This window comes from Vibrio sp. 10N.286.52.F8 (assembly GCF_041468745.1).
GTDB classification, from domain to species: Bacteria; Pseudomonadota; Gammaproteobacteria; order Enterobacterales; family Vibrionaceae; genus Vibrio; species Vibrio crassostreae_C.
The window spans coordinates 123,764-147,606 of the sequence record NZ_JBFRJF010000015.1 but is presented as its reverse complement, the minus strand read 5'-3'; the positions used below and the strand labels follow the sequence as shown (position 1 = coordinate 147,606).

Sequence of the window (23,843 nt, the reverse complement as noted above, 5' to 3'; positions counted from 1 at the left end):
GAATAGACAATGAGTTCAGTAAAAGTAGCAACAATCGCTTTATTGGTCGGTGGTGCATTGGGTTTTGGTGTGAGCCATTTTCTAATTAATCCAGCACACGACATGTCAGCAATGGCAACGAGTACAGACGCCGAAGTAAGTAAACAAACCAAGGATGAACCTCTGTATTGGGTGGCTCCGATGGACCCAAATTATCAGCGAGACAAGCCGGGTCAGTCACCTATGGGGATGGATTTAATCCCTGTTTACGCGGATGACTCAAGTGGTGTTAAAGATGAGCCCGGTACCGTGTTCATTGATTCGTCGGTAGAAAATAATCTGGGTGTCAAAACAGCGAAAGTTAAGTTCGAAGCGCTGTCTCCTCGGATTGAAACCGTGGGTTATGTGGCGTTCGATGAAAGTACATTGTGGCAAACCAACGTAAGAGCAGCTGGTTGGGTTGAGAAGCTCTACATCAACGCAGTGGGTGAGAAGGTAAACAAAGGTGATGTGCTTTTCACACTCTATTCTCCAGAGCTTGTTAAAGCACAAGAAGAGTTGATCAGTGCTTATAAAACGGGTCGTAAAGGTTTGATCAAAGGTTCGACTGAACGCTTAATTACCTTGGGTGTTGATAAGACTCAAATCCGCGCTATTACGCGCAAAGGCAAAGCCTCGCAAACAATTGAAGTCAAAGCGCCAGCCGATGGTGTTATAGCGAGTTTGAATATCCGAGAAGGTGGTTACCTTTCACCTGCACAAGCGGTGATCAGTGCAGGCCCACTAGGCGAAGTATGGGTTGATGCTGAGGTGTTTGAGCGTCAAGCGCACTGGATCTCGTCAGGCAGCAATGCGGTGATGACGCTAGATGCCATTCCCGGCAAAGAGTGGTTGGGTAATGTCGATTACGTTTACCCAATCCTTGACCCAAAAACTCGAACTTTGCGCGTTCGTTTGAAGTTCTCCAATCCAAATGGTGAGCTTAAGCCAAATATGTTTGCCAATATTGCGCTGAAACCCATCAGTGATGAAGCCGTTCTTACTATCCCAAGATCTTCGGTGATTCACTCCGGTGGTATGACTCGAGTGGTGATGTCAGAAGGTTCTGGCAAGTATCGTTCTGCTCGTATTGAGGTTGGTCGTGAAGCTGGCGAAAAAATAGAGGTGCTTCAAGGGCTGGAGCAAGGTGAAAACATTGTCACTTCTGCGCACTTCATGTTGGATTCTGAATCGAGCCAAACTGCTGATCTGTCACGCATCAATGGTGTTGAAGAAGAAGCTGAAACCGTATGGGCGAACGGTGAAATTTCCGATGTTATGCAAGGCAGTCGTATGGTGACGATTAACCATCAGCCTGTTCCAGAATGGGATTGGCCGGGCATGGTGATGAATTTCACCTTTGCGGAAGGCTTGGACATGAGTGACGTGCAACGTGGTAAGGCGATTGATTTCGAGATGCGAAAGACAGAGTCAGGGCAGTACGAGGTTGTGGATTACAAGGTCAACAAACACAAGATCGCCGGCGAAGTTTGGGTAACGGGTGACATCACCATATTGATGTCAGATTTTGGCATGATCACTGTAAAGCATCAGCCAGTCCCTGAGTGGAATTGGAAAGCGGGTGAAATGAATTTCCAAGCCAGTGATGACCTTGATTTATCTGAGTTTGCCGAGGGTCAAACCATTCGGTTTCTAGTGGCGAAGCAGGGTTCTGATTATGTGCTCAAATCTCTCGAACCGACGAATAGCACAGGTGAGGGCGAACTATGATCAATGCAATCATTCGCTGGTCTATTAGCAACCGCTTCTTAGTGCTGGTTGCTACTGTAGCCATCGTATTTGGCGGCTTATACAGCGTTAAAAACACACCGGTCGATGCCATTCCAGATCTGTCAGATGTTCAGGTGATCATCAAAACCAGTTATCCGGGGCAAGCGCCACAAGTGGTTGAGGATCAGGTGACTTATCCATTAACCACCGCCATGTTAGCTGTACCAGGAGCTGAAACGGTTCGTGGTTACTCGTTCTTTGGTGATTCCTATGTCTATATCATCTTCAATGACGATACTGATATGTACTGGGCACGTTCACGAGTGCTGGAGTACCTAAGCCAAGTTGCACCTAACTTGCCTTCGAGTGCTAAGCCAACACTAGGGCCAGATGCAACCGGTGTGGGCTGGGTCTACAGCTATGTTCTGCAAGATAAAACAGGTCAGCACGACTTAGCGGAACTTCGTAGTTTGCAAGATTGGTTCTTGAAGTATGAGTTGCAAACCGTAGAAGGCGTGTCTGAAGTGGCGACCGTTGGCGGCATGGTGAAGCAGTATCAAGTACAGATTGATCCTGCCAAGTTACGTGCTTATGACCTAACACTTCAACAGGTCAACAAGGCGATCCAAGATGGTAATCAAGAAACAGGAGCGTCTGTTGTCGAGATTGCCGAAGCCGAGCACATGGTTCGTACGACGGGTTACCTGACAAGCATCGAAGACATTCAATCTCTGCCGTTAAAAGTGACAGACAAAGGTACACCGCTACTATTAGGTGATATTGCTGACATTAACCTCGGCCCGCAAATGCGTCGTGGTATCTCGGAACTCAATGGTGAGGGCGAGGCGGTTGGCGGCGTTATCGTGATGCGCTTTGGTGAAAATGCAGGTGAAGTGATCGACTCGGTGAAATCCAAACTCGCTGAGTTGCAAGCCGGCTTACCTGATGGTGTCGAGATTGTCGCGACTTATGACCGTTCGACTTTGATTGATTCAGCCGTTGAAAACCTTTGGAAGAAGCTGGCTGAAGAGTTCATCGTGGTCGCCGTGGTGTGTGCGCTGTTCTTGTTCCATATTCGTTCATCGCTGGTTATCGCTCTAAGTCTGCCTGTTGGTATCTTAGGTGCATTCATTGTGATGCATTGGCAGGGTATTAACGCCAATATCATGTCTCTTGGCGGGATCGCGATTGCGATTGGCGCCATGGTGGATGGTGCCATAGTGATGATCGAGAACGTTCATAAACACATTGAACGGACTCCGCTCACTGACAAAAACCGTTGGCAAGTGATTGGTAAGGCAGCAGAAGAAGTTGGCGCGCCGCTGTTCTTCTCTCTGATTATCATTACCTTGAGTTTTGTGCCTGTGTTCGCGCTAGAAGGGCAAGAGGGCAAGATGTTCTCGCCACTTGCGTTTACCAAGACGTATGCAATGGCCGCTGCAGCCGGTTTGGCTATCACGCTTGTGCCTGTGCTAATGGGTTACTTCATTCGTGGCAACGTGCTACCTGAACACAAAAACCCAGTAAACCGCAGCCTAGTGGCGATGTACAAGCCGCTTCTAAATCTCAGCCTAAAATATCCAAAGGTGATGATTGTTATCGCACTTGGCTTAATGGCGTCTGCTTATTACCCAACCAGTAAGCTTGGTAGTGAATTCATCCCTCCTTTGGACGAAGGGGATTTGATGTACATGCCAACCACGTATCCGGGTATCTCAATAGGTAAGGCTCGTGAGTTGTTGCAACAAACCAACAAGCTCATCAAAACCATTCCAGAAGTCGAAACCACGTGGGGCAAAATTGGTCGAGCAGAGACAGCAACCGATCCTGCGCCACTGACTATGATTGAAACGGTTATTCAGCTTAAACCGCGAGAACAGTGGCGTGACGGTGTCACTACGGAGTCTCTGCGTAAAGAGTTTGATGATCTGATTCAATTCCCCGGTTTGACCAACGCTTGGGTCATGCCAATCAAAACACGTATCGACATGTTGGCGACGGGTATTAAAACGCCAATTGGTATCAAAATCGCAGGCCCAGATCTGAGCGTGATTGAGGATATTGGCTCTCAACTTGAACCCATCCTCAATAGCGTGAGTGGTACTGCTTCTGTCTACGCTGAGCGTGTTGCGGGTGGTCGTTATGTCACGATAGACATCAAGCGCCGCTCTGCTGCTCGTTACGGATTAAGCATCAAAGAGGTTCAGCAGGTTATTTCGACCGCAGTTGGCGGTATGAATGTCGGCGAAACGGTAGAAGGGCTAGAGCGTTATCCAATCAATGTCCGTTATCCGCAAAGCTATCGTGATTCTGTCGTTAAGCTGCAGAACCTGCCGTTAGTGACACCAAATGGAGCGCGAATTGCTTTGTCTGATGTCGCGGATATTCGCTATGAAGATGGGCCACCAATGATTAAGACGGAGAACGCGCGTCCTAATGGCTGGGTGTTCGTTGACATCGAAGGTCGCGACCTTGGTTCTTATGTGGCAGAGGCGCAAAAAGTCGTTACAGATCAAATCGTCTTGCCTGCCGGATATTCACTGGCATGGTCTGGTCAATACGAATACATGGAGCGCGCCAAAGAACGTTTAAGTGTCGTTGTGCCAATTACCATCGCCATCATCATGTTATTGCTCTACCTCAGCTTCCGCCGTGTCGGTGAGGTGATGATGATTATGCTGACATTGCCACTCGCGATGGTTGGTGGCCTATGGCTGATGCATGTCCTCAATTACAACTTCTCGATTGCGGTGGGTGTGGGCTTTATCGCCCTTGCCGGGGTAGCTGTTGAGATAGGCGTCATTATGTTGGTCTACCTAAACCAAGCATGGCACTACAAAAAATTGGATGCGGAGCAGAACCAGCAAGCACTTCAGAGTGAAGACTTAACGGATGCGATTCGTGAGGGTGCAGGACTGCGTGTTCGCCCAGTGATGATGACAGTACTTACGGTGATCATTGGCCTCATTCCAATTATGTATGGCGAGGGAACGGGCTCTGAAGTGATGCAGCGAATTGCCGCGCCGATGATAGGCGGAATGGCGTCGGCACTGTTGCTTACCCTACTGGTTTTGCCTGCAATCTTTAAGCTCTGGAAACAGCGTGAGATTACGCATAGCCAAAACGAGACAAACAAATAACGTATTGATTATTAACCCTTACTTACCAATACAGAGTGGGTAAGGGCGTACCACATGAACATGTGAAACTAACAAATAAATAACTGAATTAATCTAAGGAACGACGATGAAAAAGACACTAATTGCTATCGCTCTAACACTGACTACAGCAACCGCGTTTGCTGCAATGGACCATTCAAAAATGGATCACAGTATGATGACGAGTGGAAAGATGGACCATTCAAAGATGATGAATATGGATGGAATGATGGACATGGAAGGTATGTCAGAAGTTGGGATGCCAGCTCAAGGCGCGAAGCCCGATAAAGTGGTTCATGTGCTGCTAAGTGATGATATGAAAATCACATTTAAAAACAAGGTCGATATAGAGCCAAATGACGTAGTGCAGTTTGTTGTGATGAATACAGGCAAGATTGATCACGAATTCTCGATTGGTTCTGCCTCAGAGCAGCTAGAGCATCGTGAAATGATGAAAAACACGGGTAATCACGCCCATGACTCGGGTAGCACAGTTACAGTTAAGCCGGGTAAAGCGAAGCAATTGCTGTGGTATTTCCATGGTGATAATAACGTAGAGTTAGCGTGCAATATCCCTGGTCACGCTGAAGCGGGTATGGTGAAGTCGTTAACGCTTTAGACGTTAATCAATAGCGCTTTGTTGAATTAGAAATTCAATGAGGGCTAGAAAATTAAAGATAAGTCTTAACTTATACCTAAAGCGCTTTGCTGTGAGGGATTCGCTGAGGCTTATCTTTATTTATAGTCACTGTAGCAAGATAGAAGTTTCAAGCAGATGGTGTGCTTCGCCGCTCAGATGCGGTAGCTCTGCCATGATCTTTTTAAACTTGTCATCGATTGACTCTGCTTCATTCAGCGATCGAAAAGCCAGTACAGCCTGTTCAGGCTCGCTGTTCACATAACCTTTCAATGTATCTAGCTGAATTTTATTGGCATTTTCAACTTTTGCTAGCGCGACATTAATTGCTTTGATGCTAATTGTTAACTCATTGCTTTTAAACATTTTTTATTATTTATGGGTTGTTGCTAATGCGCGCACATTAACACAATGATTTTTGCAGATATTGACCAAGATTATTAAATTGGAACAATTTTGAAAATCATTAAAAGCTGAACTGCAATGTGTGATTTGGATAGGTGTCAGAAATACGAAGCGAATTAAGGAGTTAATAGCTTTGGTTGGTCAATCTAAGCTTAAACAAAATAAGTTTAATCAGTATAGATTTAATGACTATGGATTTAACTAACGGAGAAAGTTTTTGAATAGCGTGTCGCTGGAAGAAAGTGCGTAATGAAGCTTAAGGAGAAGTTGGAGCGTGCAGCGGGAATCGAACCCGCATCATCAGCTTGGAAGGCTGAGGTAATAGCCATTATACGATGCACGCACACTGTCTTATGAGTCAGACTGAGGCGTTAAGAGACTTGGAGCGTGCAGCGGGAATCGAACCCGCATCATCAGCTTGGAAGGCTGAGGTAATAGCCATTATACGATGCACGCACATCGTCTTAACGAGTTTGATAATGCCACATCTAACTGAAAACGAAACCTTTTTCTTTCATTTTTATTCTAAGTGCTCGCATAACCACCACTCCGCTAGTTTTTCCATCATGTTCGGCGTTTTCAGAGTGAATAAAATGTGACTAAAATCTCGTAAAAGGAGGGCGAGAAATATTAGTAGATGTCATGCTGCTTTTTGCGATAAATCCGAGTCAATTTATAAACACGCTTTGGTGGTGCTTAGTTGTCATAAATCTCATGAAAATTAAGGAATTTGGAGTGTTAACATAAACTGATTTTTATTTGTGTTTTGGCGTCCACTAATAACAATCTGAATGCATAAATTTAACTTATCAGCCTGTCAAAACATTCAGTAAACTAATCCCAAATGAGTAGAGTTATAGGCACTTATAAGTCTTTGCAGAAAAAAGTAACGAGTTCAGTTGATAATTCACGCAAAAGTCTCGTCATTCCGTCTATCGTTTGGTACATTTGCCGCACATTTTGTCTCCCCTAAAATTCCCATGCCTTCTCAGTTCCGAATTAACAAAATTGTTGAAATTGGTGACACTCTTCACCGCAGTGGTTGTGCTCCTTACAAGCTAGAGAAATACACTCAATTCTATGCAAAAAAGCATGGTGTGGATGTGATGATCCAAGCAACGCCAACTGCGATTAACTATCAATTTCCAGACGATAACAACGCCGTTATTCTTAAGCGTCTAAAGCCTGCGTCAATTAACCTGAGTTTGTTGGCCAATACGATCATTCGTATTAACCAGCCAAGCAGTGAGCCTGTACCAGAACCTGTCGGTTACTCAAAATTTGTGACTGCACTTGCCAATATGGGTATTCCGCCTGCTTATTTGATGCTGGTGGGCAGTACGTTGGAAGCGGTGGGCTTTTCTGCGTTATTGGGTTTGATGGTGTGGGTATGTCAGCAAGTTCTTCATTCACGTCGTGCTATCGCGGTTGAGTTCATCTCGGCACTGCTAACCGGTATCTTCGTGGCGTTTCTGGCGAGCACAGGGTTGCCGATTCCGGTGTGGGCGTTGTGTATCGCCTCGATTGTCTTGTTTGTCCCCGGGTTATCCATAGCTAACGCATTAGAATGTTTGGCGTTTAATGACTTGGTTTCTGGTACCAGCTTGCTAGGGCAGAGCGCCTTAACCCTGATTAAGCTGTTTGTCGGGATTATCATGGGGCTCAACATCGGTGAAGCGATATGGGGACAAGCGGTCTCCATCGACTATACCAACGCGGTACCGATGTGGATGCACATATCTGGCTTGGTGCTGATCTCTGTGTCTATCGGTGTGATGTTCAATGCTCGCCCTAAAGACATCTTACTTGGTTTGCCAGTTGCCGTTCTCGGTATGTGGGGCCCATTCTATCTAGGTTTTGATAGTGGTTGGGTTGTCGGCACTTGGGTGACGACGGTTCTTATTACTTTGTACGGAACTTGGATTGCCAAGAAGATGGAGCTCACGGGTTCTATTTATATCGTGCAAGGGATCATCATCTTGGTTCCGGGTAGCCGAGTATTAGTGAGTGCCAGCCAGTCGGTGTTTGAACAATCGATTTTGCCTATCCCGAGTATTGGTTTATCGGCGTTATTCATGTTCTCGGCAATCGTGGCAGGGCAAATTACCGCTTACTCGATTTACTCACCAAAAGTCGAACGTTAAGCCGTTCCGCTTTTCAAACCTTTAAACAAACACAGCTTAGCGGCTGTGTTTGTTCGTTTTAGGTGCTGCTCTTTTTTGAAGACAATTAGCTCTCCGTAAAACTTGTTAGATTTATGCTCGCTAAGCCTGACAAGAGCCATTAAAATGGAACAAATTCTATTTAAATTAAGTATTAACGTATGTCTCTACCTCCTTGCCCGCAATGCCAATCTGAATATGTTTACCCAGACCAAAACAACCTAATCTGCCCTGAGTGCGCCTACGAATGGAACCCAGAAGAAGAGCGTTTAGAAAGAGAAGCCGCGCGTGTTAAGGACGTGAATGGCGTTGTATTGGAAAGTGGCGATAAAGTTACCTTCATTAAAGATCTAAAAATTAAAGGCAGTTCTAGCGTATTGAAAATTGGTACTAAAGCTGTGATTCGACGCATCAATGAAGGCAAAGATCACCAACTAGATTGCAAGCTGGATGGTGGCGGTGAAATGCTGGTTACGGCGAAGTACGTTAAGAAGCAGTAGTCGATAATAGGTCAAAATTGCGAGTCGCTCCTGAACTAAATAGCGTAGAAGCCGTTGGAGAATCAATATCATATGGACATGGTTAAAGCTGCTCTTTCACATTCAACGGCCTTTCATTACTATGTGAACGCTTGCGCTGAGGATGGGGTAGATATTTACACGGGGATTTCCGATGGCAGTGATGCCTATTTAGAAAGACGAATTGCTTATTCAAAAGGCGAGGGTTTGCCAGAAGGGTGGACGCCTGCTTCTACGTATTTTTGTATCGACTCTGGTCAAATCCTTGGTGTCATAAGAGTTCGTCATGGTACCAGTCCGCACATTCACGATGTTATTGGACATATCGGATATGAGACGCTGCCACAAGCCAGAGGGCGGGGTATCGCAAGTCATATGTTGTCTTGGGTTCAACGACACGTATTGACCGAAAGCGCTATTATTACGTGTGAGAGGGGCAATATTGCTTCGCAAAGGTGATAGAGAAGTGCGGTGGACAATTCCTGAATACCTTTTATTCAGAGCAAGATAAACACGAAGTCTTACGTTACCAACTAGAACCAAAATGAACATTTAAGCGTGGCATTTTTGGTTGTGTCTGGGGCTCTGAATTCCGGCTTAAACGAAAATGAAACCATAGCCAATTATTGTTGGAGGTATTTTGAAGTATTCAACAAGACCGGCTCAGTCATCAGATTATGAATTTCTGTTTGAGCTCAAGAGGGCCGCTGAGTTCGAACCTATCAAGGCCGTCTTTGGCTGGGATGAGCAGGTTCAACGAGATATACACGCTGAAGAGTGGGCAGAAGAACGGCCTGAAATCATTGAATATCAAGGTCAAGCGATTGGCAGTGTGTTGTTGCAAGACAAGGGCGAGTACTTCTATTTTTGCCGATTCTTCTTATTGCCTGAGTATCATGGAAAGGGCATCGGCAGCCAAGTACTGAAAGATTGCTTAACTAAGGCTGACAGCCTCAATAAACCCGTCGAACTTTGTTACCTGCAAGGTAATCGAGTTGGGGAGTTGTACTTGAGGTTTGGCTTTGAAATCACCTCTCAGAACGAGCAGTTTGTCTATATGTGGCGTAAATAGACACTCATTCAAAATGATCACACCGTGTCGGTAACTTGATAGGCACCTGACACTTATCTAACGTAAAACCTTGTAAAGCTCCCTATGCTTGATGACTAAGCGATTACACTTAGAAAAGATCGAGCGTAAGGGAGTGTGCAATGAATTATTACCCGACTTCAAAAATCGTGGGTGAACAAAGGTTTGGCTTTGGGCCAAAACTAGGTCAAACAACCTATTATTCTCCTGTAGAACAGTTGGATAAAAAGCCATTCGTTCACCAAGCTATACAAGACTTACCGAGTACTGAATCTACTCTGATTAAAGTAGGAGAGAATCGTGTACAACGAATGAAGGCCAAGGGTGACGAACAACAGATGCAAGCCACGAAGAAAGAAGCGCAGTCTTTTCTTCGAACGCAGTATCGACAACAAGCTCAAGCTCGCCACCTACAAAGTGTTGAAACTCCTTATGGTTTTCAAGAGCGCATCATTCAGTTTTGGAGCAATCACTTCGCCATCTCGGTCGATAATCGAAAACTGATGCCCTTGGCCGCCAGCATTGAAAACGATGTGGTTCGCCAGCATTGGAATGGTAACTTTGGCGAGATGCTGATGGCTTCTTCTAAACATCCTGCGATGCTTCTGTATCTCGACAATCAACTCTCGATTGGTCCCAATTCAAAAGTCGGAAAGCGCCGTAATAAGGGGCTCAATGAGAACCTCGCTCGTGAGATCTTAGAACTCCACACTCTTGGCGTTGACGGTTCTTACACTCAGCAAGACGTCATTGCCTTAGCAAAAGCGATTTCAGGCTGGGGCATTAAATTCAAATCTCCTGATGCTGGGTTTCGATTTGCTAATAACCTGCATGAGCCAGGAAGTATCACACTGCTTGGAAAGGCTTATTCTCAATCCGGCGTCTCGCAAGGAGAGTCGTGTTTAAAAACCTTAGCGACCCACAAAGACACTGCTGCGTACTTGGTTGGTAAGCTGTGCCAGCATTTCATTGGCGACATACCTAAAGAACTCTCAGAGCAAATGGTTGCTGAATATCTGAAAGGCGAGGGAGATTTACTGCCTATCTATCGCTTGTTATTGAACAGCGCTGAGGCGAGTAAACCTAACCCTAATCGTTTTAGACCGCCGAATGAGTGGCTGTTTGCCGTTCTTCGTAGTGCCGATATTTCTTTAAACGAGAAACAGGCATTCAATGCACTCAACAATTTAGGGCAGCCTCCTTTTAAACCGGGTTCACCTGCAGGCTGGTCGGATCAAGACAGAGACTACAATAGCCCTTCGGCGTTGACTCAACGTATGCAAGTTGCGAATAGGCTTGCGTCTGCTGCAATAAAATCGGCTAAAGCGTCAGGAGTTAAGCCGAAAGCGGTAGTGGATAAAGTGATCGCGGGTTTATATGGCGATGCTATTGATGAACACACCCAAATTGTATTGAACAAAGCCGACAGCGCTGCAATGCAACTTTCCCTGTTGTGGCTAAGTCCGCAGTTTCAATATCGTTAGGAGTGGGTATGAAAAAGTCAGATTGTTCTCAGAATAAAGCGCCACATAGTATTAACCGCCGCCAGTTCATGGGTATTGCGGCGGCTGTTGGCGTCAGTGCGATGCTGCCATTTCCAAGCTTTGCCAAAACAGGTTCAGACAATATCTTCATTTGGGTATCACTGCGTGGCGCGATGGATGGTTTAAATGTTGTAGTGCCGCATGCCGATCCGGATTACTCTAATTTGAGACCCAACATCGGATTAAAACCTGAACAGCTAGTGAAGTTGGATGATTTCTTTGGGCTTCACCCATCCCTAAAGCAATGCCATCAATGGTATGAGAGTAACGAACTCAGCTTTGTACACGCTTGTTCAACCGCTTATCGCGAGCGCTCACATTTTGATGGACAGAAGATATTGGAGAATGGCACTTCCGACCCGTTTAACACCGTAGGGTGGATTAACCGTTTACTCACGTTGAGCTCAGAAAAATACGATGGAATTGCGATTGATTCGGGCTTACCACTCATCATGCAGGGCGAATCGACCGTGGCAAGTTGGTACCCAAACCGCTTAAAAACACGCGATAAACAAACGGAATTGCTGGAAGAGTTGTTTCAAAGTGACCAAATGCTGTCTTCAAACTTTGAAAGTGTCATGAAGATAGATCAACTGGTGGGAGACCAAGGTGTCGGCAAACAGTTTAAATCATTGATGGGTAAAACAGGCGACATATTGTCGGCTGATAACGGACCAAACATCGCAGCGTTAGAATTGGGTGGATGGGACACTCACGCCAATCAAGGCAACGTAAATGGACGGTTGAGTAATCAACTTAAAACTTTGGATGGTGGGTTAGCGGCTCTCAAGGCTTCACTAGGTGATCGTTGGCAGAAGACAGTGATCATGGCGGCCAGTGAATTTGGTCGAACAGCAAAAGAAAACGGCACCAAAGGCACCGACCACGGCACTGGCAACGTCATGTTTGTTGCGGGTGGTGCGCTGCCATCGTTGAAAGGAGTGGGGGGTAAGGTTATTGCCAATTGGCCGGGCTTGAGCCAAAGCCAGCTATATGAGGGCCGAGACCTTAATCCAACGACTGATATGCGCTCGGTTATCAAGGGCGTGCTCTACCAACATTTATCGGTAGAAGTGAAACAACTCAACATTATCTTCCCTGATAGTGCCGATATTAGACCGATGAATCTTGTTTAGAGATTTACCAAGACCCTGTTAGATGCGATTCAGTCGTTTGAATCGCATTCTATTTCTGACTCGCTTGTTTACGATTTAATTGCCAACAGTGCTCCGAACGTCACTAAGCCAAATCCACACGCTTGATTAAGCCTTTTCTTTGCTCTCAATAGATGCTTTTGCAATGTACTCGAAGTAAACAGCATAGCGACAATCCCAAACCACAAGCAGTGAAGAACGATCATGTAAAGCCCATAGCCGAGTGCGACATGCTGGTTTTCTGCATCAGGTGAGATGACTTGGCTGAAGATGCTCAAAAAGAACAACATGGTTTTTGGGTTGAGCACGTTACATAAGAAGCCTTGGGCTAAATAGCGCCAAACACTGGTGCTTTGCTTTGCATCTTCCATCGGTGCAAGCTTGTTGTCCGCACTCAAGATACCTTTTAGCCCTAGATAAATAAGGTAGGTTGCACCTGCGTATCTAATTATGTCAAACAGCTGCTCATTCTGTGAGATTAAGTAACTGATCCCAAGCATTGAATAACTGATGTGAGCACAAATCGCTAAACTCACACCGATTGCAGTCCAAATCCCTGCTTGTCTTCCTTGATTGACACTGTTTTTCAAAACTAAAACGAAATCAGCGCCTGGGCTGATAACAATCAATAGTCCCAATACTGCTAGGATTAACCACTCCATAATGACTCCAACTCTTTATATTTGATGAGCCAGCATTGTATGGTTTTTTATTGCTGCCTATAATCGAAATGAATTCCACCTATCTGTGAGAAAAAATCACACATGAGACATTTGAAAGCATTTCATATTTTCCACGTAGCAGCGCATTCGAGTAGTTACAGTGAAGCGGCGGATAAACTCAATATCACACATGGCGCGGTGAGTAAGCAGATCAAGGTATTGGAAAATCACTTATCCCAAGTTTTGTTCTACAAACAGGGCAGGAATGTGTGTCTCACCAAAGAAGGGGAATTACTCAAAGGTTACACAGAGCAAGCGTTCCAAGCCTTGGAGACTGGAGTCCATAAGCTTAATCAGCTGAATCATCAAGCGTTGGAAGTTTCATGCGAACCCACATTGACCATGCGTTGGTTAATGCCTCGACTCGGTGATTTCTATAACGAATCCGGAATTGATGTTCGATTGTCGACTGCTGGTGGGCCTGTGAACTTGAATGCGACAGGGCTCGATATGGCGATTCGCCGAGATGACTTTAAATTAACCGAGCGTTACGAACAGATACCGCTAGTTGAAGAGTGGGTAGGCCCTGTGTGTTCCCCGGGTTATTGGCAGCAGGTAAAAGATAACTTAGATGATGTGAAATTACTGCACAGCAGTACACGGCCAGATGCTTGGAGTCATTGGGGTGCTATCACTATAGATAAAGTTAATGGTGGAGAGTGGTCAAAAGCTCGAGCGAACCAAACATTTGCACACTTCTACTTTTGCTTTCAGGCGGCTGTCGATGGGTTAGGCATAGCGCTTGGGTCTTATCCACTTGTCGCCGACGATCTTGAAAGAGGTAACTTGATCGCGCCGTTTGGCTTCGTACCTTCTGGTCACCAGTACATATTGCTCACGCAAGATAGCAACCATGAAGAGCCAGAAAGCCCGTTTGTTGTTTGGCTGAAGAATGAGTTATCGCAGTGTGTTCCAACTTTATAGGAACGACATCCGACCTAGAAGTGTGCTTGTCTTATGTCAGGCTCTAGTTCGTTGTTGTGGAAATCACTCAATAGGCAAAGACAGCACGCCACCATTGAGTTCGACTTGTTTTAGCCATTCGGTTGGAATTTCGCCATCTCCTTCGTAGAAACACGCCGCTAATACCGCGCCAATTACAATCGCACGACCGCAGCTATCGCCCCCACATAAAATGTTGTCGCGGATACCTTGTTTAAAGCTCTGAGCGCCAGCAATGATGCGAATCAGCAGCGGGAACGCGGCACTCAATTCGCAATGCAACCCGAACTTTTTCGCGGCATCTGTTATTGAAAGCTCAGGCGCTGAGAGGGCTTCATCGATTTGATCGTGTATAAACTTGCTGCAGGTTTGTCGTACCATCTCTACTGATTGTAATGGTGAATTGCCTTGTATCGCGGCTTGAATCAGTAGGGTGATGGCTTGTGCCCACTCTACCGCTTTATCATTATTATTAGTGACTCGTACCGCACTCTCTACCATTGCAGGTAAGGTGTGAGAGGTGTAAATACACGCCACTAATGGAATGATCTTTGAGACTGCGGGGAGCTGTGTATCATCCGCGCCACAGGCAGTAATCGGGGCATTTGCCAATTCTAATTGATGGATGTTCAACAAGCTCATACGAGTCGCTTTATCAATATAGCCTCGCCAACTACCACCAAAATCAAACCAGAATCGGAAGTGCTTGATGTAGCTCGCTTCATCGTACTGTTGGTTGTCGACTAAACTGTCGACCATCGCCAATAGCTGAGCACCATACTGTGATTGTTCACCTGCGGTTTTTCCTTGGTGAGCAAAGTAGCCCTTGTCTTGATAATCGAACTGATTCGGTGAGCGAAATTCTGGCTCAAAACCTGCTACGTGTAAGATCCTCTCTTGGTCATATAGCCAGTGCAGCCCCATTGAAGCAGCGTCTCCAACTAATGCGCCGACAACGGCGTAAAAAGCTCTTTCTTTATGATTGTCCATGTTGAGCGATGTCCTTGAGATGAATCAACGTAGTTCGATACGTTAAGTATAGTGATTAGCCGAGCATTTTGCTGTGTTTCTAAGAAGAAATATGAAGGAATAAATCCTGACTGATCAATAACTTAAACCAATCAGGTGAAATGGGTAAGGGTGATGAATAGCTGGGCGAGTCGGTACTTCTTATTAATGACGTTACTGATGGTTAAGGTAAGCACTAGAACGTTGCTCAATCACTTTGAACAGACGCGAAAGCACAAAGCATAAAGCAAAATATACGAAGCCTACAATCAGCCAGATCTCGAAGATCAAACCTGACGAGTTTGCCATTTCAGTACCAACGAAAGTCATCTCTTGGATAGAAATCAGAGACACAATCGACGTGTCTTTAACCAAAGAGATTGCTTGGCCAGCCAATGGCGGTGTGATGGCCGTTAATACTTGCGGGCCAACCACAAATCGATACTTAGACAATGCCGATAAGCCGAGTGAATCGGCCGCTTCCCATTGGCCTTTTGGAATACTTTCTAAGCCAGCTCGAATCACTTCTGCGATGTAAGCCGAAGAGAGCAAACCGATACAGATAACACCAGACGCCAAGTTTTCCCAAAGGTTAGCAGGACCAAACAGAAAGGCTTGAACAGCGTTAATATCGCCGTTGTGTTCACGCAAGATACTTTCTAAACCAAGTAATGGAATCAGTTGGTTTGAAACGAAAAAATAGAATATGAAGACAAACACCAGCGGCGGAATATTTCGAACCAACTGGATAAAAATCAGTGCAGGGGTACGAAAGAAAGTGATTTTAGAGTGCCTTGCAACGCCAAGTAATGTACCAAAAGAGAGTGCTAACACCATACTCCAAACACTCAAGCGCAGTGTCGCGATCAAGCCTTGGAAAAAGTAAGGAATATTGCCTTGAGAAGGCGGAATGAAAATCAGGGTAAACGCATCTTCCCAGCGCCACTGGTAGTTAATACCAACAGCGGAACGATAATAAAGCCAGCCTGCAAACACACAAATGACAGCTAGTAACACGCCATCTAAAAGGTTAAGGCGTTGATACCAAGGCTTCATATGAACGTTGGGCTTAGGTGTTGTTAATGCGCTAGTACTACTCACGTCATTCCTGTTTAAACGATAATAATTGATGTGTTGTGAGAGGTGGCTATGAGGTCATAGCTATCTCGTTGTTTTTAACAAGGCAGCGCAAACAATGCACTGCCTCGATTCACTAGCAAAAGTTCTGATTACTGACCTTGAGCAATCTGGTCTTGCCAATCTAGAGTAGAGAACCAGTACTCGTAACGCTCTTTCAACCAACCGTCTTCAGTACGTGCTTTGATCCACTCGTTGAAGAATTCTGTCTTGTCAGTTTCACCTAGGCGAACTGCAAATGCTTCATTACCTTTTGATAGGCGTTCTTCGAATGGAATAAATAGCGTGTCTGCGTTTTTAATCGCTTCGTGTTCTGGTTTCGGGCTAGACGCGATAACCGCGTGTGCGTTGCCGTTTAATACTTCTTGGAATGCTTGAGCATCGTCATCGAACTGTAGAACTTTCGCTTTAGGGAAGGTTTCACGAGCTACTTGCACTGTGAATGCACCACGACGCGCTGCAATTTTTACACGGCGAGAATCAAAATCAGAGATTTGTGTAAAACCTTCTGCTAGCTCTTTATTCGCTGCCAGTTGAACGCCAGAGTGCGAGTAAGGTTCAGTGAACAATACGCTTTTAGCGCGAGCTTCAGTGATAGACATACCGCCAATGATTACATCAAACTTGTTCGAAAGTAGAGAAGGAATAATGCCATCCCATGCCGTCGGTACGAATTCAACTTTCCAGCCAGAATCTTCAGCAAGACGTTTTGCTACATCGATTTCAAAGCCAACAAGATCGCCTTGTTTGTTACGCATCGCCCAAGGAACAAATGTCGACATACCAACGCGTAGAGAGCCACGTTCGTTTATTTTGTCTAGGTTAGGCGTTTCAGAAGCAAGTGCAGGCAAACTGACGGCAAGCGCAAGTAGGGCTGTAATTGCGGTTTTAAATAGCTTCATGCTGATAAATCCTTATTGTGTTCGCCAGTTAGCTCCGAGCTTATGCTCAAGCCAAGCTGCAACGGCAGAAAGTGAAAGTGTAAGTGCAAGGTAAATGATCGCCACAGAGAACCAAATCTCAAATGGCATCGCGGTTTCAGAAACTATGTTTCTGGCTTCGGTTGTTAGGTCAAAGATAGCCATGACACTCACAATCGAAGAGTTTTTGATAAGAGAGATCACTTCATTAGTCAAAGGTGGCAAGGTGCGTTGCACCACCTGAGGAAGAATCACATCCCAGTAAGTATAGGTCTTTGATAAACCCAAAGATTGAGCTGCTTCAAATTGTCCTCTCGCAATACCATTTAAACCAGCACGGAAGATTTCGGCGGTGTAAGCACCTTGGAAAAGTGCCAAGGCCAAAACGGCAGTGCTAAAACGATCCAGCCCTAATACGGGGCCAAATACAAAATAGAGCAAATAAATTTGTACTAATAACGGCGTGTTACGAATCAACTCAACATAGCTGGTGGCTAAGGTGCGTCCAACCACCGAATTGGAGTTTCGCAATAGGGCTGTGGTTAAGCCAATCACCAGCGTTGCAACCAAAGAAATCAAAGAGATATTGATGGTAACTAGTAGCCCTTCAACTAATTCTGCAGGCCACCATTCACCATCTTCATAGAAAGCAATATAGTCCGGCACACGCTCCCATTGCCAGCTGTATCCCATGGTTTGTGCACCAGAGTCGAGAATCCAAACAACAGCAGACGCCAGTACAACAATCTGTACCAAAGCAGATAGGGCGGGTTTAATAATTCGAATCAACATCAATAAGTCAGGATCTGATTTAGGAACGCTTGAGTACGTTCATGTTGAGGGTTTTCAAAGAGCGCTTGTGGGGTATTCGATTCCACAATTTGTCCTTCATCCATGAAGATAACGCGGTCGGCCACTTGTTTTGCAAAGCCCATTTCGTGGGTGACACACACCATAGTGATGCCTTCGCTCGCCAGTTCAACCATCACATCGAGTACTTCGTTGATCATCTCCGGATCAAGCGCTGAAGTGGGTTCATCGAACAAGAGTAATTCCGGCTTCATACACAGAGAACGGGCGATAGCCACACGTTGTTGCTGGCCGCCAGAAAGTTGCACTGGGTATTTGTTGGCTTGTTCTGCAATGTGCACACGCTCGAGATAGTGCATTGCTATCTTTTCGGCTTCTTGTTTGCTTTTTTTAAGCGTACGAATTGGAGAAAGAGTAAGGTTCTCAAGCACGGTAAGATGGGGGAATAAATGAAAGTGCTGAAACACCATTCCGACTTGGCCCGGTGTGTTGAACTTACTCGGGAGTACTTGTTCTAGCACGGAAAGTTCGCCACTTTCGAAAGGTTCTAGCTGATTGATGCAACGGATCAAGGTTGATTTACCCGAACCAGACGGCCCGCAAATCACCACTATCTCTCCTTGTTCAATATTTAAATCGATACCCTTTAGGGCATGAAAATCACCATACCACTTGTTAAGTGACTTAAACTTAACCATTTCCTTGAGATTGTTCAAATCGTTGTTCATACCTAGTAAAGAGACAGGTTTACCTTAACAATATAGAAATATGATTGCACATAAAATTAGGGACTTATGAGAATTTAATAGCATCTTATAGGGCAAATTAAAAAGCAGCGCTCAAAATGAACGCTGCTTCTGTTGTACGAAAGAAAAAAGTAATGGGTTCAGTCAGATGTGAAAATTCATCGTTGTATGACCACTATCTTTACTTTCTCTCTATTTTCCCGATTCTTAGTGAATCGCAGACTCTAGAATCTCACGTGTTTTCTCTGGCGTGATTGCTTGATTCTCACCAAGTTGTAGGTAGCCGTGTGATTCAAGTTGAGCGACAACATTGTCAATCGCCGTTGCTTTGTTTGTTTCGTAGCCGTCAAACATGGTTGCTACGTCTAGGCTGTGGTAGAACGCTTCGATTGCAGCGATTGTGCGTTCTGCTAAATCAGCACCCGCTTCTAGGCCAAATACGTTACGACCCATTTGCTCTAGCTTGCCACGTTTTGCTTCGATTTGGTTACGAAGTAGTGAAGGTTGAACAATCGCAAGCGAACGTGCGTGGTCTACGTGCCATAGTGCTGTGAATTCGTGGCCAATCATGTGAGTTGCCCAATCTTGAGGAACACCCGTACCAATTAGGCCGTTAAGCGCTTGGTTTGCTGTCCACATTAGGTTTGCACGCCATGCGTCGTTGTCACGCTCGTCGTATTGCTTACCCAGTACAAGTAGGTTCTTAAGCAGTGTTTCCGCGTAACCGTCTTGAACCATCGCGTCTGTTGGCATCGTGATGTATTGCTCACACACGTGTACCCACGCATCAACTAAACCGTTGATCAATTGGCGCTCAGGTAGAGACTTCATTACATCTGGGTCCATTACTGCAAACTTAGGCTGCACCGCAGGGTTCATGAATGCCAGTTTTTCTTGAGTTGCTTTACGAGTGATTACTGCACCCATGTTAGATTCAGACCCTGTAGCAGGAAGCGTCAGCACTGCGCCGATTGGCGTCGCTTCTGTTACTTGGTGTTTGCCCGCTAGGATGTCCCAACCGTCACCGTCGTATTTAGCCGCTGCAGCAACATACTTAGAACCATCGATTACCGAACCACCGCCAACAGCGATAATGAATTCTACGTTTTCTTCTTTAACAAGAGCGACGGCTTTATCTAGCGTCTCTTTGGTTGGGTTTGCTTCAACACCAGAAAACTCAATCCAAGCGTGATCTTTAAGAGATGCGACTACTTGGTCGTAAACACCATTGCTTTTGATTGAGCCGCCACCGTAGATGACAAGTACTTTCTTCGAAGTATCAACCGCTTGGCTGATAGCGTTGATTTGGCCTTGACCGAAGTGGATGACTGTAGGGTTAACATAAGTAAATTGCATTGTAGGTTCCTTGTGTAAAGCTAGATTTTTTATTCTGATGTGTTGCTCAATTTCTATATTTGCATATTAGTACAGTCATTCGGGGTAATGAAGGGCTGTTTCTCCAAATAAATTGCCTATTTCTACAAAATTGATATTCTTCCTCTGCTTTAGCTTACATACTCTTAGCACTTGGAATGGAAAGTCGCCACTTATGAAAGAACTCGCGCAGTTATTACAGTCTTACGTTGAACACAAAGGTTGGGATGATCTTGAAGGGATCAGAGAAACAGAAATTGACGGCGTGTGGTTATATAGAAGCAGCGGCGGCAATCAGCGCCAGCCTTTTACTTACCAATCTGGCATCATAATGCTGGGGCAAGGTAAAAAGAACATCTATATTGGCGAACGCCCAGTCACTTACGCAGCTGGTGATTACCTTGTAGTAGGTGTGCCAATGCCGTTGGAGTGTGAGGCCTTGCCTGTTAATGGTGAACCATTGCTTGGTTTATCTATCAACATTGACTCTCAACGCCTGCACAGCTTGGTAAAAAAGTTAGAAGACCAAGGCTTTCTTGAGAGCTACTGCAATAAGCACAAACAGAATTCTAGCGGCTTAGAGTCCACGCCGATGGAAGAGCAAATGCTAGAAAGTTTTACTCGATTGGTGAAAATGCTGCATTGCGACATCGAAGCCAACATATTGGGTGATGCCATGGTCAGCGAAATTGTCTACCGTGCCTTAACCGGTTCAGAAGGGCGAGTGCTGTTTGATTTGGCTCATCATGACGGCCATTACGCACGTGTCGCTAAAGCACTATCTAAAGTGCATGAAGAGTACGACCAAACTATTACTGTTCAATCGCTTGCCGACGAAGCCAACATGAGTGTGTCTGCCTTCCACAATGCGTTTCGTAATGTCACTTTTGAATCACCGCTTCAATATTTGAAGAAGGTCAGGCTTAACAAAGCCAAAGAACTGATTCAACTAGAAGGTCTACGAATTAGCGATGCTGCACGCCGAGTCGGCTACTCCAGTCCATCTCAATTCAGCCGCGAATTTAAGCGCCACTTCAATACTACTCCAAGAGCGGTTTAGTCTTTACTCAATATTTATGTCCCGAAACGTGCGGCATTAATGTTGTGTCGATTCTTTCTGCTCTTTCTTGTTTACTAAGAGAAATACAATCTAAATCACTGTTATTTATAGACCGAACAGAATACTATCAAATGGTCTTGAGAAACTAGATAGAAACCTTCACTCCAATATAGAAACTTTCTTTCTAATGCTTTTAGCTGTACTGCGATATAAAAACCACGAGAAAATTGCTACAAAAATAGGTCGTTTGTAAATGAAAAAATGCTTTATATTTATAGTTTTATTGTTAACAGGGTGTGCTGCTAAGCAGGTGCCTTATTCACCTTTAGATGTGGTAAACAAAAAGGTTGCTGCGAATGTGATTGAGCAGGTTGTGATGGAGCAGCCAACAAAGTTTAGACCTGAAGGCCTTGTTGTTACCAATTCTTATTTAGGTTTATCTGAAGGTTATAATTCTAAAGTTGTGGCAGTTGGCAATTATAGTGACGCTTCAAATTTGGTGGTCTTATCTGCAAACGTAAAGTTATCAGACATAAATTCAAGGTATTATTTCAATTCGATATCTGCTTTAGAACTCTATAGCAAAAGGGACTGGTTTATCATCCAGTTAAAAAATGATGAGAAACGTGTTACTAAGCGTTTTTATACGAGAAGCTTAGAAAAGGCACAGCGGTTCATCGATTCAATGAATTATATGCAGTCTTCGACTAAACCATTTGGTGTTGAGTAGTACAACCAACAAATGTCTATGGCGTCGATCGTTCTTTTTGATGCCATCTTCATCACGTAGACACTATTCAACCTCACACTTGTTTAAATATATGAGTAAATGTATCTAATTATAGGTATTGTCAGTTTGTTGGTATTGGATTGTCGAATATATTATTAACCGGTTTTATGTGTGATGAGTCCGCTAAAATAATTAATTAAATAGCCTAAAAGTTTATGCACGGGTATAGGGAAAAATTAACTAATTCAGCTAATAACGAAGTTTTAGTGTGAACAACCTATCAAATATTATCTAAAATTCGGTAATTACTCACCGTATTCTCAGAGAGAGTATTCAGGATTATTGAATAGACTTGAAATTAAAGAGAATTTAGCAGTTGATAAAGCCTAGTATGACGGATAATTAGTCGTTTGATGACTAATTATTCTGTAACTTGCTGATTTATAGTCAACTGAGAGTCTGATGGATATCACGTTCACCCTAAAATAATTCACTTAACATGGCGCTACTTTAATCATTCTTTCCAATACGATTGTTCAATATAAATACGTATTCCTATATTATTAAAAGGATCACTCCGATGAGTAGCGATATCATTAAAATTTCAAGAAATACTGAAAACGCACCAATTAATTCTGTATCTACACAAACGGTCGCTTTTTCTCATTATAATAACTTTTCAGCTCAATTACCTGTTGACCCTAAAACAGGTGAAGTCGTAATCGGTAATATTAAAGACCAAGCAGAACAATGCTTAAATAATATTAAAGCCATTGTTGAGAGCATCGACCATGTTATGGATGATGTGGTGAAGATTAATGTTTTCGTTAAGAATATTTCTGATATTGATGCTATCGATGAAGTTTACAAAAGCTTCTTTAACAACAGCCTGCCTACACGTACCGTTGTGGGTGTAGCTGCGCTGCCAAACAACGACGCGCTAGTGCAAATGGATGCTCTGATTTCTAACGGCGAAGGCACTAAACCACAAGCACCTTGCGCACTAGTTAAGGTATCAAGAAATACAGATAATGCACCTCAGAGTGTTGTATCGACGCAGACAGCGGCTTTTTCTCACTACAACAACCTTTCGGCTCAATTGCCTATCGATGTAAATACAGGTGAGTTGGTTTCAGGTGGTATCACAGAGCAAACGACACAATGTTTAGTAAACATTAAGACGATTCTAGAGAGTATCGGTCATGTCATGAATGATGTGGTTAAAACCACTATCTACCTTAAAAATGTTGAAGATGCTGAAAAGGTAAATGAAGTTTGCGCTAAGTTCTTCCCAAGTTATGTACCAGCGCGAACGGTTGTTAATGCCGCTGAACTACCAATGGGCGCTTTAATTCAAATTGATACATCCGTTTCACATGGCGACGGTACACCGCCGCAATTACCAGAAGACACTCGCTTACTGGTTATTGAAACCAATAATACTGTTTCTGCACCATTCATGCCTTATTCGCATACTGTTGCTTTCTCTCACTACAATCATATTTCAGCCCAATTACCTTTAGATCCGAAAACAAATGAAATCGTTGCTGGCGGGGTAAAAGAACAAGCGGAACAATGTTTAAACAATATTAAGGCGATAATTGAAAGCGTTGACCATAGCATGGACGATACGGTGAAAATTAATATTCAACTTAAGGATATTTCAGATATTGATGTGGTAAACGAAGTCTACACCACATTCTTTAATGCTGAGCTGCCTGCAAGAACGGTAGTAGGGGTTTCAGAAATCCCAATGAATGCTTTAGTACAAATTGATGCTGTCGTTTCTAACTGTGAAGGGACACCTCCACAAGACGTTGTTGCATAAATCAATTGAACCCTTCTCGATAATATCGATCAGATCTCGGTTTAGCTTCCAAATAGGGAGCAAACTCAACAGGCCGAGATCTGATCCGTTCACTTCATTACTCAAGTCCATCGAAGCGACACACCTAAGCTTATCCCGTAAACATGGTA

Annotated in this window: 20 protein-coding genes, 2 tRNA genes and 1 pseudogene; 13 read left to right on the top strand and 10 right to left on the bottom strand. The window is 44.4% G+C overall.

All coding sequences use genetic code 11. The annotated features are described in order from the left end of the window. The first annotated feature begins 9 nt into the window (after positions 1–9). The 3 genes from AB4133_RS09695 (at position 10) to AB4133_RS09685 (ending at position 5,526) form a co-directional block, all read left to right on the top strand. On the top strand, positions 10–1,749 hold the full coding sequence (locus AB4133_RS09695) for an efflux RND transporter periplasmic adaptor subunit (RefSeq protein WP_372224297.1): 1,740 nt from the start codon (positions 10–12) through the stop codon (positions 1,747–1,749). Continuing rightward, on the top strand, positions 1,746–4,889 hold the full coding sequence (locus tag AB4133_RS09690) for an efflux RND transporter permease subunit (RefSeq protein WP_372224295.1): 3,144 nt from the start codon (positions 1,746–1,748) through the stop codon (positions 4,887–4,889). Before AB4133_RS09695 ends, AB4133_RS09690 begins: the two co-directional genes overlap by 4 nt. Before the next feature lie 106 nt (positions 4,890–4,995). Beyond that, positions 4,996–5,526, top strand: coding sequence for a cupredoxin family protein (locus AB4133_RS09685; protein ID WP_372224294.1), 531 nt, complete (start codon positions 4,996–4,998; stop codon positions 5,524–5,526). A 126-nt stretch (positions 5,527–5,652) separates the two neighbouring features. On the opposite strand, the gene AB4133_RS09680 is transcribed toward AB4133_RS09685, so the two are convergent. The 3 genes from AB4133_RS09680 to AB4133_RS09670 form a co-directional block, all read right to left on the bottom strand. Continuing rightward, complete coding sequence (locus tag AB4133_RS09680; RefSeq protein ID WP_017067599.1) at positions 5,653–5,910, bottom strand: hypothetical protein; 258 nt, start codon at positions 5,908–5,910, stop codon at positions 5,653–5,655. Positions 5,911–6,217: 307 nt separating this feature from the next. Continuing rightward, a tRNA-Gly gene (locus AB4133_RS09675) sits at positions 6,218–6,292 on the bottom strand. A gap of 38 nt (positions 6,293–6,330) precedes the next feature. Beyond that, a tRNA-Gly gene (locus AB4133_RS09670) sits at positions 6,331–6,405 on the bottom strand. A 524-nt stretch (positions 6,406–6,929) separates the two neighbouring features. Between AB4133_RS09670 and AB4133_RS09665 the strand changes: the two genes are divergently transcribed. The 6 genes and pseudogenes from AB4133_RS09665 (at position 6,930) to AB4133_RS09640 (ending at position 12,399) form a co-directional block, all read left to right on the top strand. Then, positions 6,930–8,093: a threonine/serine exporter family protein gene (locus AB4133_RS09665; RefSeq protein WP_004731486.1), complete on the top strand. Its 1,164-nt coding sequence runs from the start codon at positions 6,930–6,932 to the stop codon at positions 8,091–8,093. Between the two features lie 179 nt (positions 8,094–8,272). After that, the gene (locus AB4133_RS09660; RefSeq protein ID WP_004731484.1) at positions 8,273–8,611 is read left to right on the top strand and encodes a zinc ribbon domain-containing protein YjdM; all 339 of its coding nucleotides are present in this window, start codon (positions 8,273–8,275) and stop codon (positions 8,609–8,611) included. Between the two features lie 72 nt (positions 8,612–8,683). Beyond that, positions 8,684–9,177: pseudogene (locus tag AB4133_RS09655) on the top strand (GNAT family N-acetyltransferase). Positions 9,178–9,269: 92 nt separating this feature from the next. Continuing rightward, positions 9,270–9,701, top strand: a complete 432-nt coding sequence (locus AB4133_RS09650) for a GNAT family N-acetyltransferase (protein ID WP_372224292.1) — start codon at positions 9,270–9,272, stop codon at positions 9,699–9,701. Positions 9,702–9,841: 140 nt separating this feature from the next. Next, positions 9,842–11,203: a DUF1800 family protein gene (locus tag AB4133_RS09645; protein ID WP_372224290.1), complete on the top strand. Its 1,362-nt coding sequence runs from the start codon at positions 9,842–9,844 to the stop codon at positions 11,201–11,203. An 8-nt stretch (positions 11,204–11,211) separates the two neighbouring features. Then, on the top strand, positions 11,212–12,399 hold the full coding sequence (locus AB4133_RS09640; protein WP_372148967.1) for a DUF1501 domain-containing protein: 1,188 nt from the start codon (positions 11,212–11,214) through the stop codon (positions 12,397–12,399). 68 nt (positions 12,400–12,467) lie between these two features. Here the strand turns inward: AB4133_RS09640 and AB4133_RS09635 are convergent, their stop codons facing one another. Next, positions 12,468–13,079 carry a LysE family translocator gene (locus AB4133_RS09635; protein WP_372224288.1) on the bottom strand — a complete coding sequence of 204 codons (612 nt, stop codon included), beginning with the start codon at positions 13,077–13,079 and terminating at the stop codon, positions 12,468–12,470. 102 nt (positions 13,080–13,181) lie between these two features. Between AB4133_RS09635 and AB4133_RS09630 the strand changes: the two genes are divergently transcribed. Continuing rightward, on the top strand, positions 13,182–14,063 hold the full coding sequence (locus tag AB4133_RS09630; protein WP_017064462.1) for a LysR family transcriptional regulator: 882 nt from the start codon (positions 13,182–13,184) through the stop codon (positions 14,061–14,063). 63 nt (positions 14,064–14,126) lie between these two features. Here AB4133_RS09630 and AB4133_RS09625 read toward each other — a convergent pair whose 3' ends face one another. From AB4133_RS09625 to AB4133_RS09600, 6 genes are all read right to left on the bottom strand, one after another. Continuing rightward, complete coding sequence (locus tag AB4133_RS09625) at positions 14,127–15,071, bottom strand: ADP-ribosylglycohydrolase family protein (protein WP_372052167.1); 945 nt, start codon at positions 15,069–15,071, stop codon at positions 14,127–14,129. A 192-nt stretch (positions 15,072–15,263) separates the two neighbouring features. Then, the gene (locus tag AB4133_RS09620; protein WP_029235910.1) at positions 15,264–16,190 is read right to left on the bottom strand and encodes an amino acid ABC transporter permease; all 927 of its coding nucleotides are present in this window, start codon (positions 16,188–16,190) and stop codon (positions 15,264–15,266) included. Positions 16,191–16,318: 128 nt separating this feature from the next. After that, positions 16,319–17,128 carry a transporter substrate-binding domain-containing protein gene (locus AB4133_RS09615; protein ID WP_017067595.1) on the bottom strand — a complete coding sequence of 270 codons (810 nt, stop codon included), beginning with the start codon at positions 17,126–17,128 and terminating at the stop codon, positions 16,319–16,321. A 12-nt stretch (positions 17,129–17,140) separates the two neighbouring features. Then, positions 17,141–17,938 (bottom strand): amino acid ABC transporter permease, encoded by a 798-nt coding sequence (locus AB4133_RS09610; protein WP_372154452.1) that lies wholly within the window; start codon positions 17,936–17,938, stop codon positions 17,141–17,143. Then, positions 17,938–18,684, bottom strand: coding sequence for an amino acid ABC transporter ATP-binding protein (locus tag AB4133_RS09605; RefSeq protein ID WP_029224268.1), 747 nt, complete (start codon positions 18,682–18,684; stop codon positions 17,938–17,940). Before AB4133_RS09605 ends, AB4133_RS09610 begins: the two co-directional genes overlap by 1 nt. A gap of 225 nt (positions 18,685–18,909) precedes the next feature. After that, a complete protein-coding gene (locus tag AB4133_RS09600; protein WP_372224285.1) occupies positions 18,910–20,058 on the bottom strand; it encodes an iron-containing alcohol dehydrogenase in 1,149 nt (382 codons plus the stop codon). A gap of 193 nt (positions 20,059–20,251) precedes the next feature. On the opposite strand from AB4133_RS09600, the gene AB4133_RS09595 reads away from it, so the two are divergent. The 3 genes from AB4133_RS09595 (at position 20,252) to AB4133_RS09585 (ending at position 23,694) form a co-directional block, all read left to right on the top strand. Next, complete coding sequence (locus AB4133_RS09595) at positions 20,252–21,136, top strand: AraC family transcriptional regulator (protein WP_017108095.1); 885 nt, start codon at positions 20,252–20,254, stop codon at positions 21,134–21,136. Positions 21,137–21,389: 253 nt separating this feature from the next. After that, positions 21,390–21,866, top strand: a complete 477-nt coding sequence (locus AB4133_RS09590) for a hypothetical protein (RefSeq protein WP_017082065.1) — start codon at positions 21,390–21,392, stop codon at positions 21,864–21,866. 580 nt (positions 21,867–22,446) lie between these two features. After that, on the top strand, positions 22,447–23,694 hold the full coding sequence (locus AB4133_RS09585) for a RidA family protein (protein WP_372224283.1): 1,248 nt from the start codon (positions 22,447–22,449) through the stop codon (positions 23,692–23,694). Positions 23,695–23,843 lie beyond the last annotated feature (149 nt).

Bases quoted from the DNA above. Each gene is read 5' to 3' on its own strand.
- AB4133_RS09615 (WP_017067595.1), bottom strand. From the start codon at position 17,128: ATGAAGCTATTTAAAACCGCAATTACAGCCCTACTTGCGCTTGCCGTC.
- AB4133_RS09680 (WP_017067599.1), bottom strand. From the start codon at position 5,910: ATGTTTAAAAGCAATGAGTTAACAATTAGCATCAAAGCAATTAATGTC.
- AB4133_RS09630 (WP_017064462.1), top strand. From the start codon at position 13,182: ATGAGACATTTGAAAGCATTTCATATTTTCCACGTAGCAGCGCATTCG.
- AB4133_RS09695 (WP_372224297.1), top strand. From the start codon at position 10: ATGAGTTCAGTAAAAGTAGCAACAATCGCTTTATTGGTCGGTGGTGCA.
- AB4133_RS09645 (WP_372224290.1), top strand. From the start codon at position 9,842: ATGAATTATTACCCGACTTCAAAAATCGTGGGTGAACAAAGGTTTGGC.
- AB4133_RS09600 (WP_372224285.1), bottom strand. From the start codon at position 20,058: ATGCAATTTACTTATGTTAACCCTACAGTCATCCACTTCGGTCAAGGC.
- AB4133_RS09590 (WP_017082065.1), top strand. From the start codon at position 21,390: ATGAAAAAATGCTTTATATTTATAGTTTTATTGTTAACAGGGTGTGCT.
- AB4133_RS09610 (WP_372154452.1), bottom strand. From the start codon at position 17,938: ATGTTGATTCGAATTATTAAACCCGCCCTATCTGCTTTGGTACAGATT.
- AB4133_RS09660 (WP_004731484.1), top strand. From the start codon at position 8,273: ATGTCTCTACCTCCTTGCCCGCAATGCCAATCTGAATATGTTTACCCA.
- AB4133_RS09685 (WP_372224294.1), top strand. From the start codon at position 4,996: ATGAAAAAGACACTAATTGCTATCGCTCTAACACTGACTACAGCAACC.
- AB4133_RS09665 (WP_004731486.1), top strand. From the start codon at position 6,930: ATGCCTTCTCAGTTCCGAATTAACAAAATTGTTGAAATTGGTGACACT.
- AB4133_RS09635 (WP_372224288.1), bottom strand. From the start codon at position 13,079: ATGGAGTGGTTAATCCTAGCAGTATTGGGACTATTGATTGTTATCAGC.
- AB4133_RS09690 (WP_372224295.1), top strand. From the start codon at position 1,746: ATGATCAATGCAATCATTCGCTGGTCTATTAGCAACCGCTTCTTAGTG.
- AB4133_RS09595 (WP_017108095.1), top strand. From the start codon at position 20,252: ATGAAAGAACTCGCGCAGTTATTACAGTCTTACGTTGAACACAAAGGT.
- AB4133_RS09585 (WP_372224283.1), top strand. From the start codon at position 22,447: ATGAGTAGCGATATCATTAAAATTTCAAGAAATACTGAAAACGCACCA.
- AB4133_RS09640 (WP_372148967.1), top strand. From the start codon at position 11,212: ATGAAAAAGTCAGATTGTTCTCAGAATAAAGCGCCACATAGTATTAAC.
- AB4133_RS09605 (WP_029224268.1), bottom strand. From the start codon at position 18,684: ATGAACAACGATTTGAACAATCTCAAGGAAATGGTTAAGTTTAAGTCA.
- AB4133_RS09625 (WP_372052167.1), bottom strand. From the start codon at position 15,071: ATGGACAATCATAAAGAAAGAGCTTTTTACGCCGTTGTCGGCGCATTA.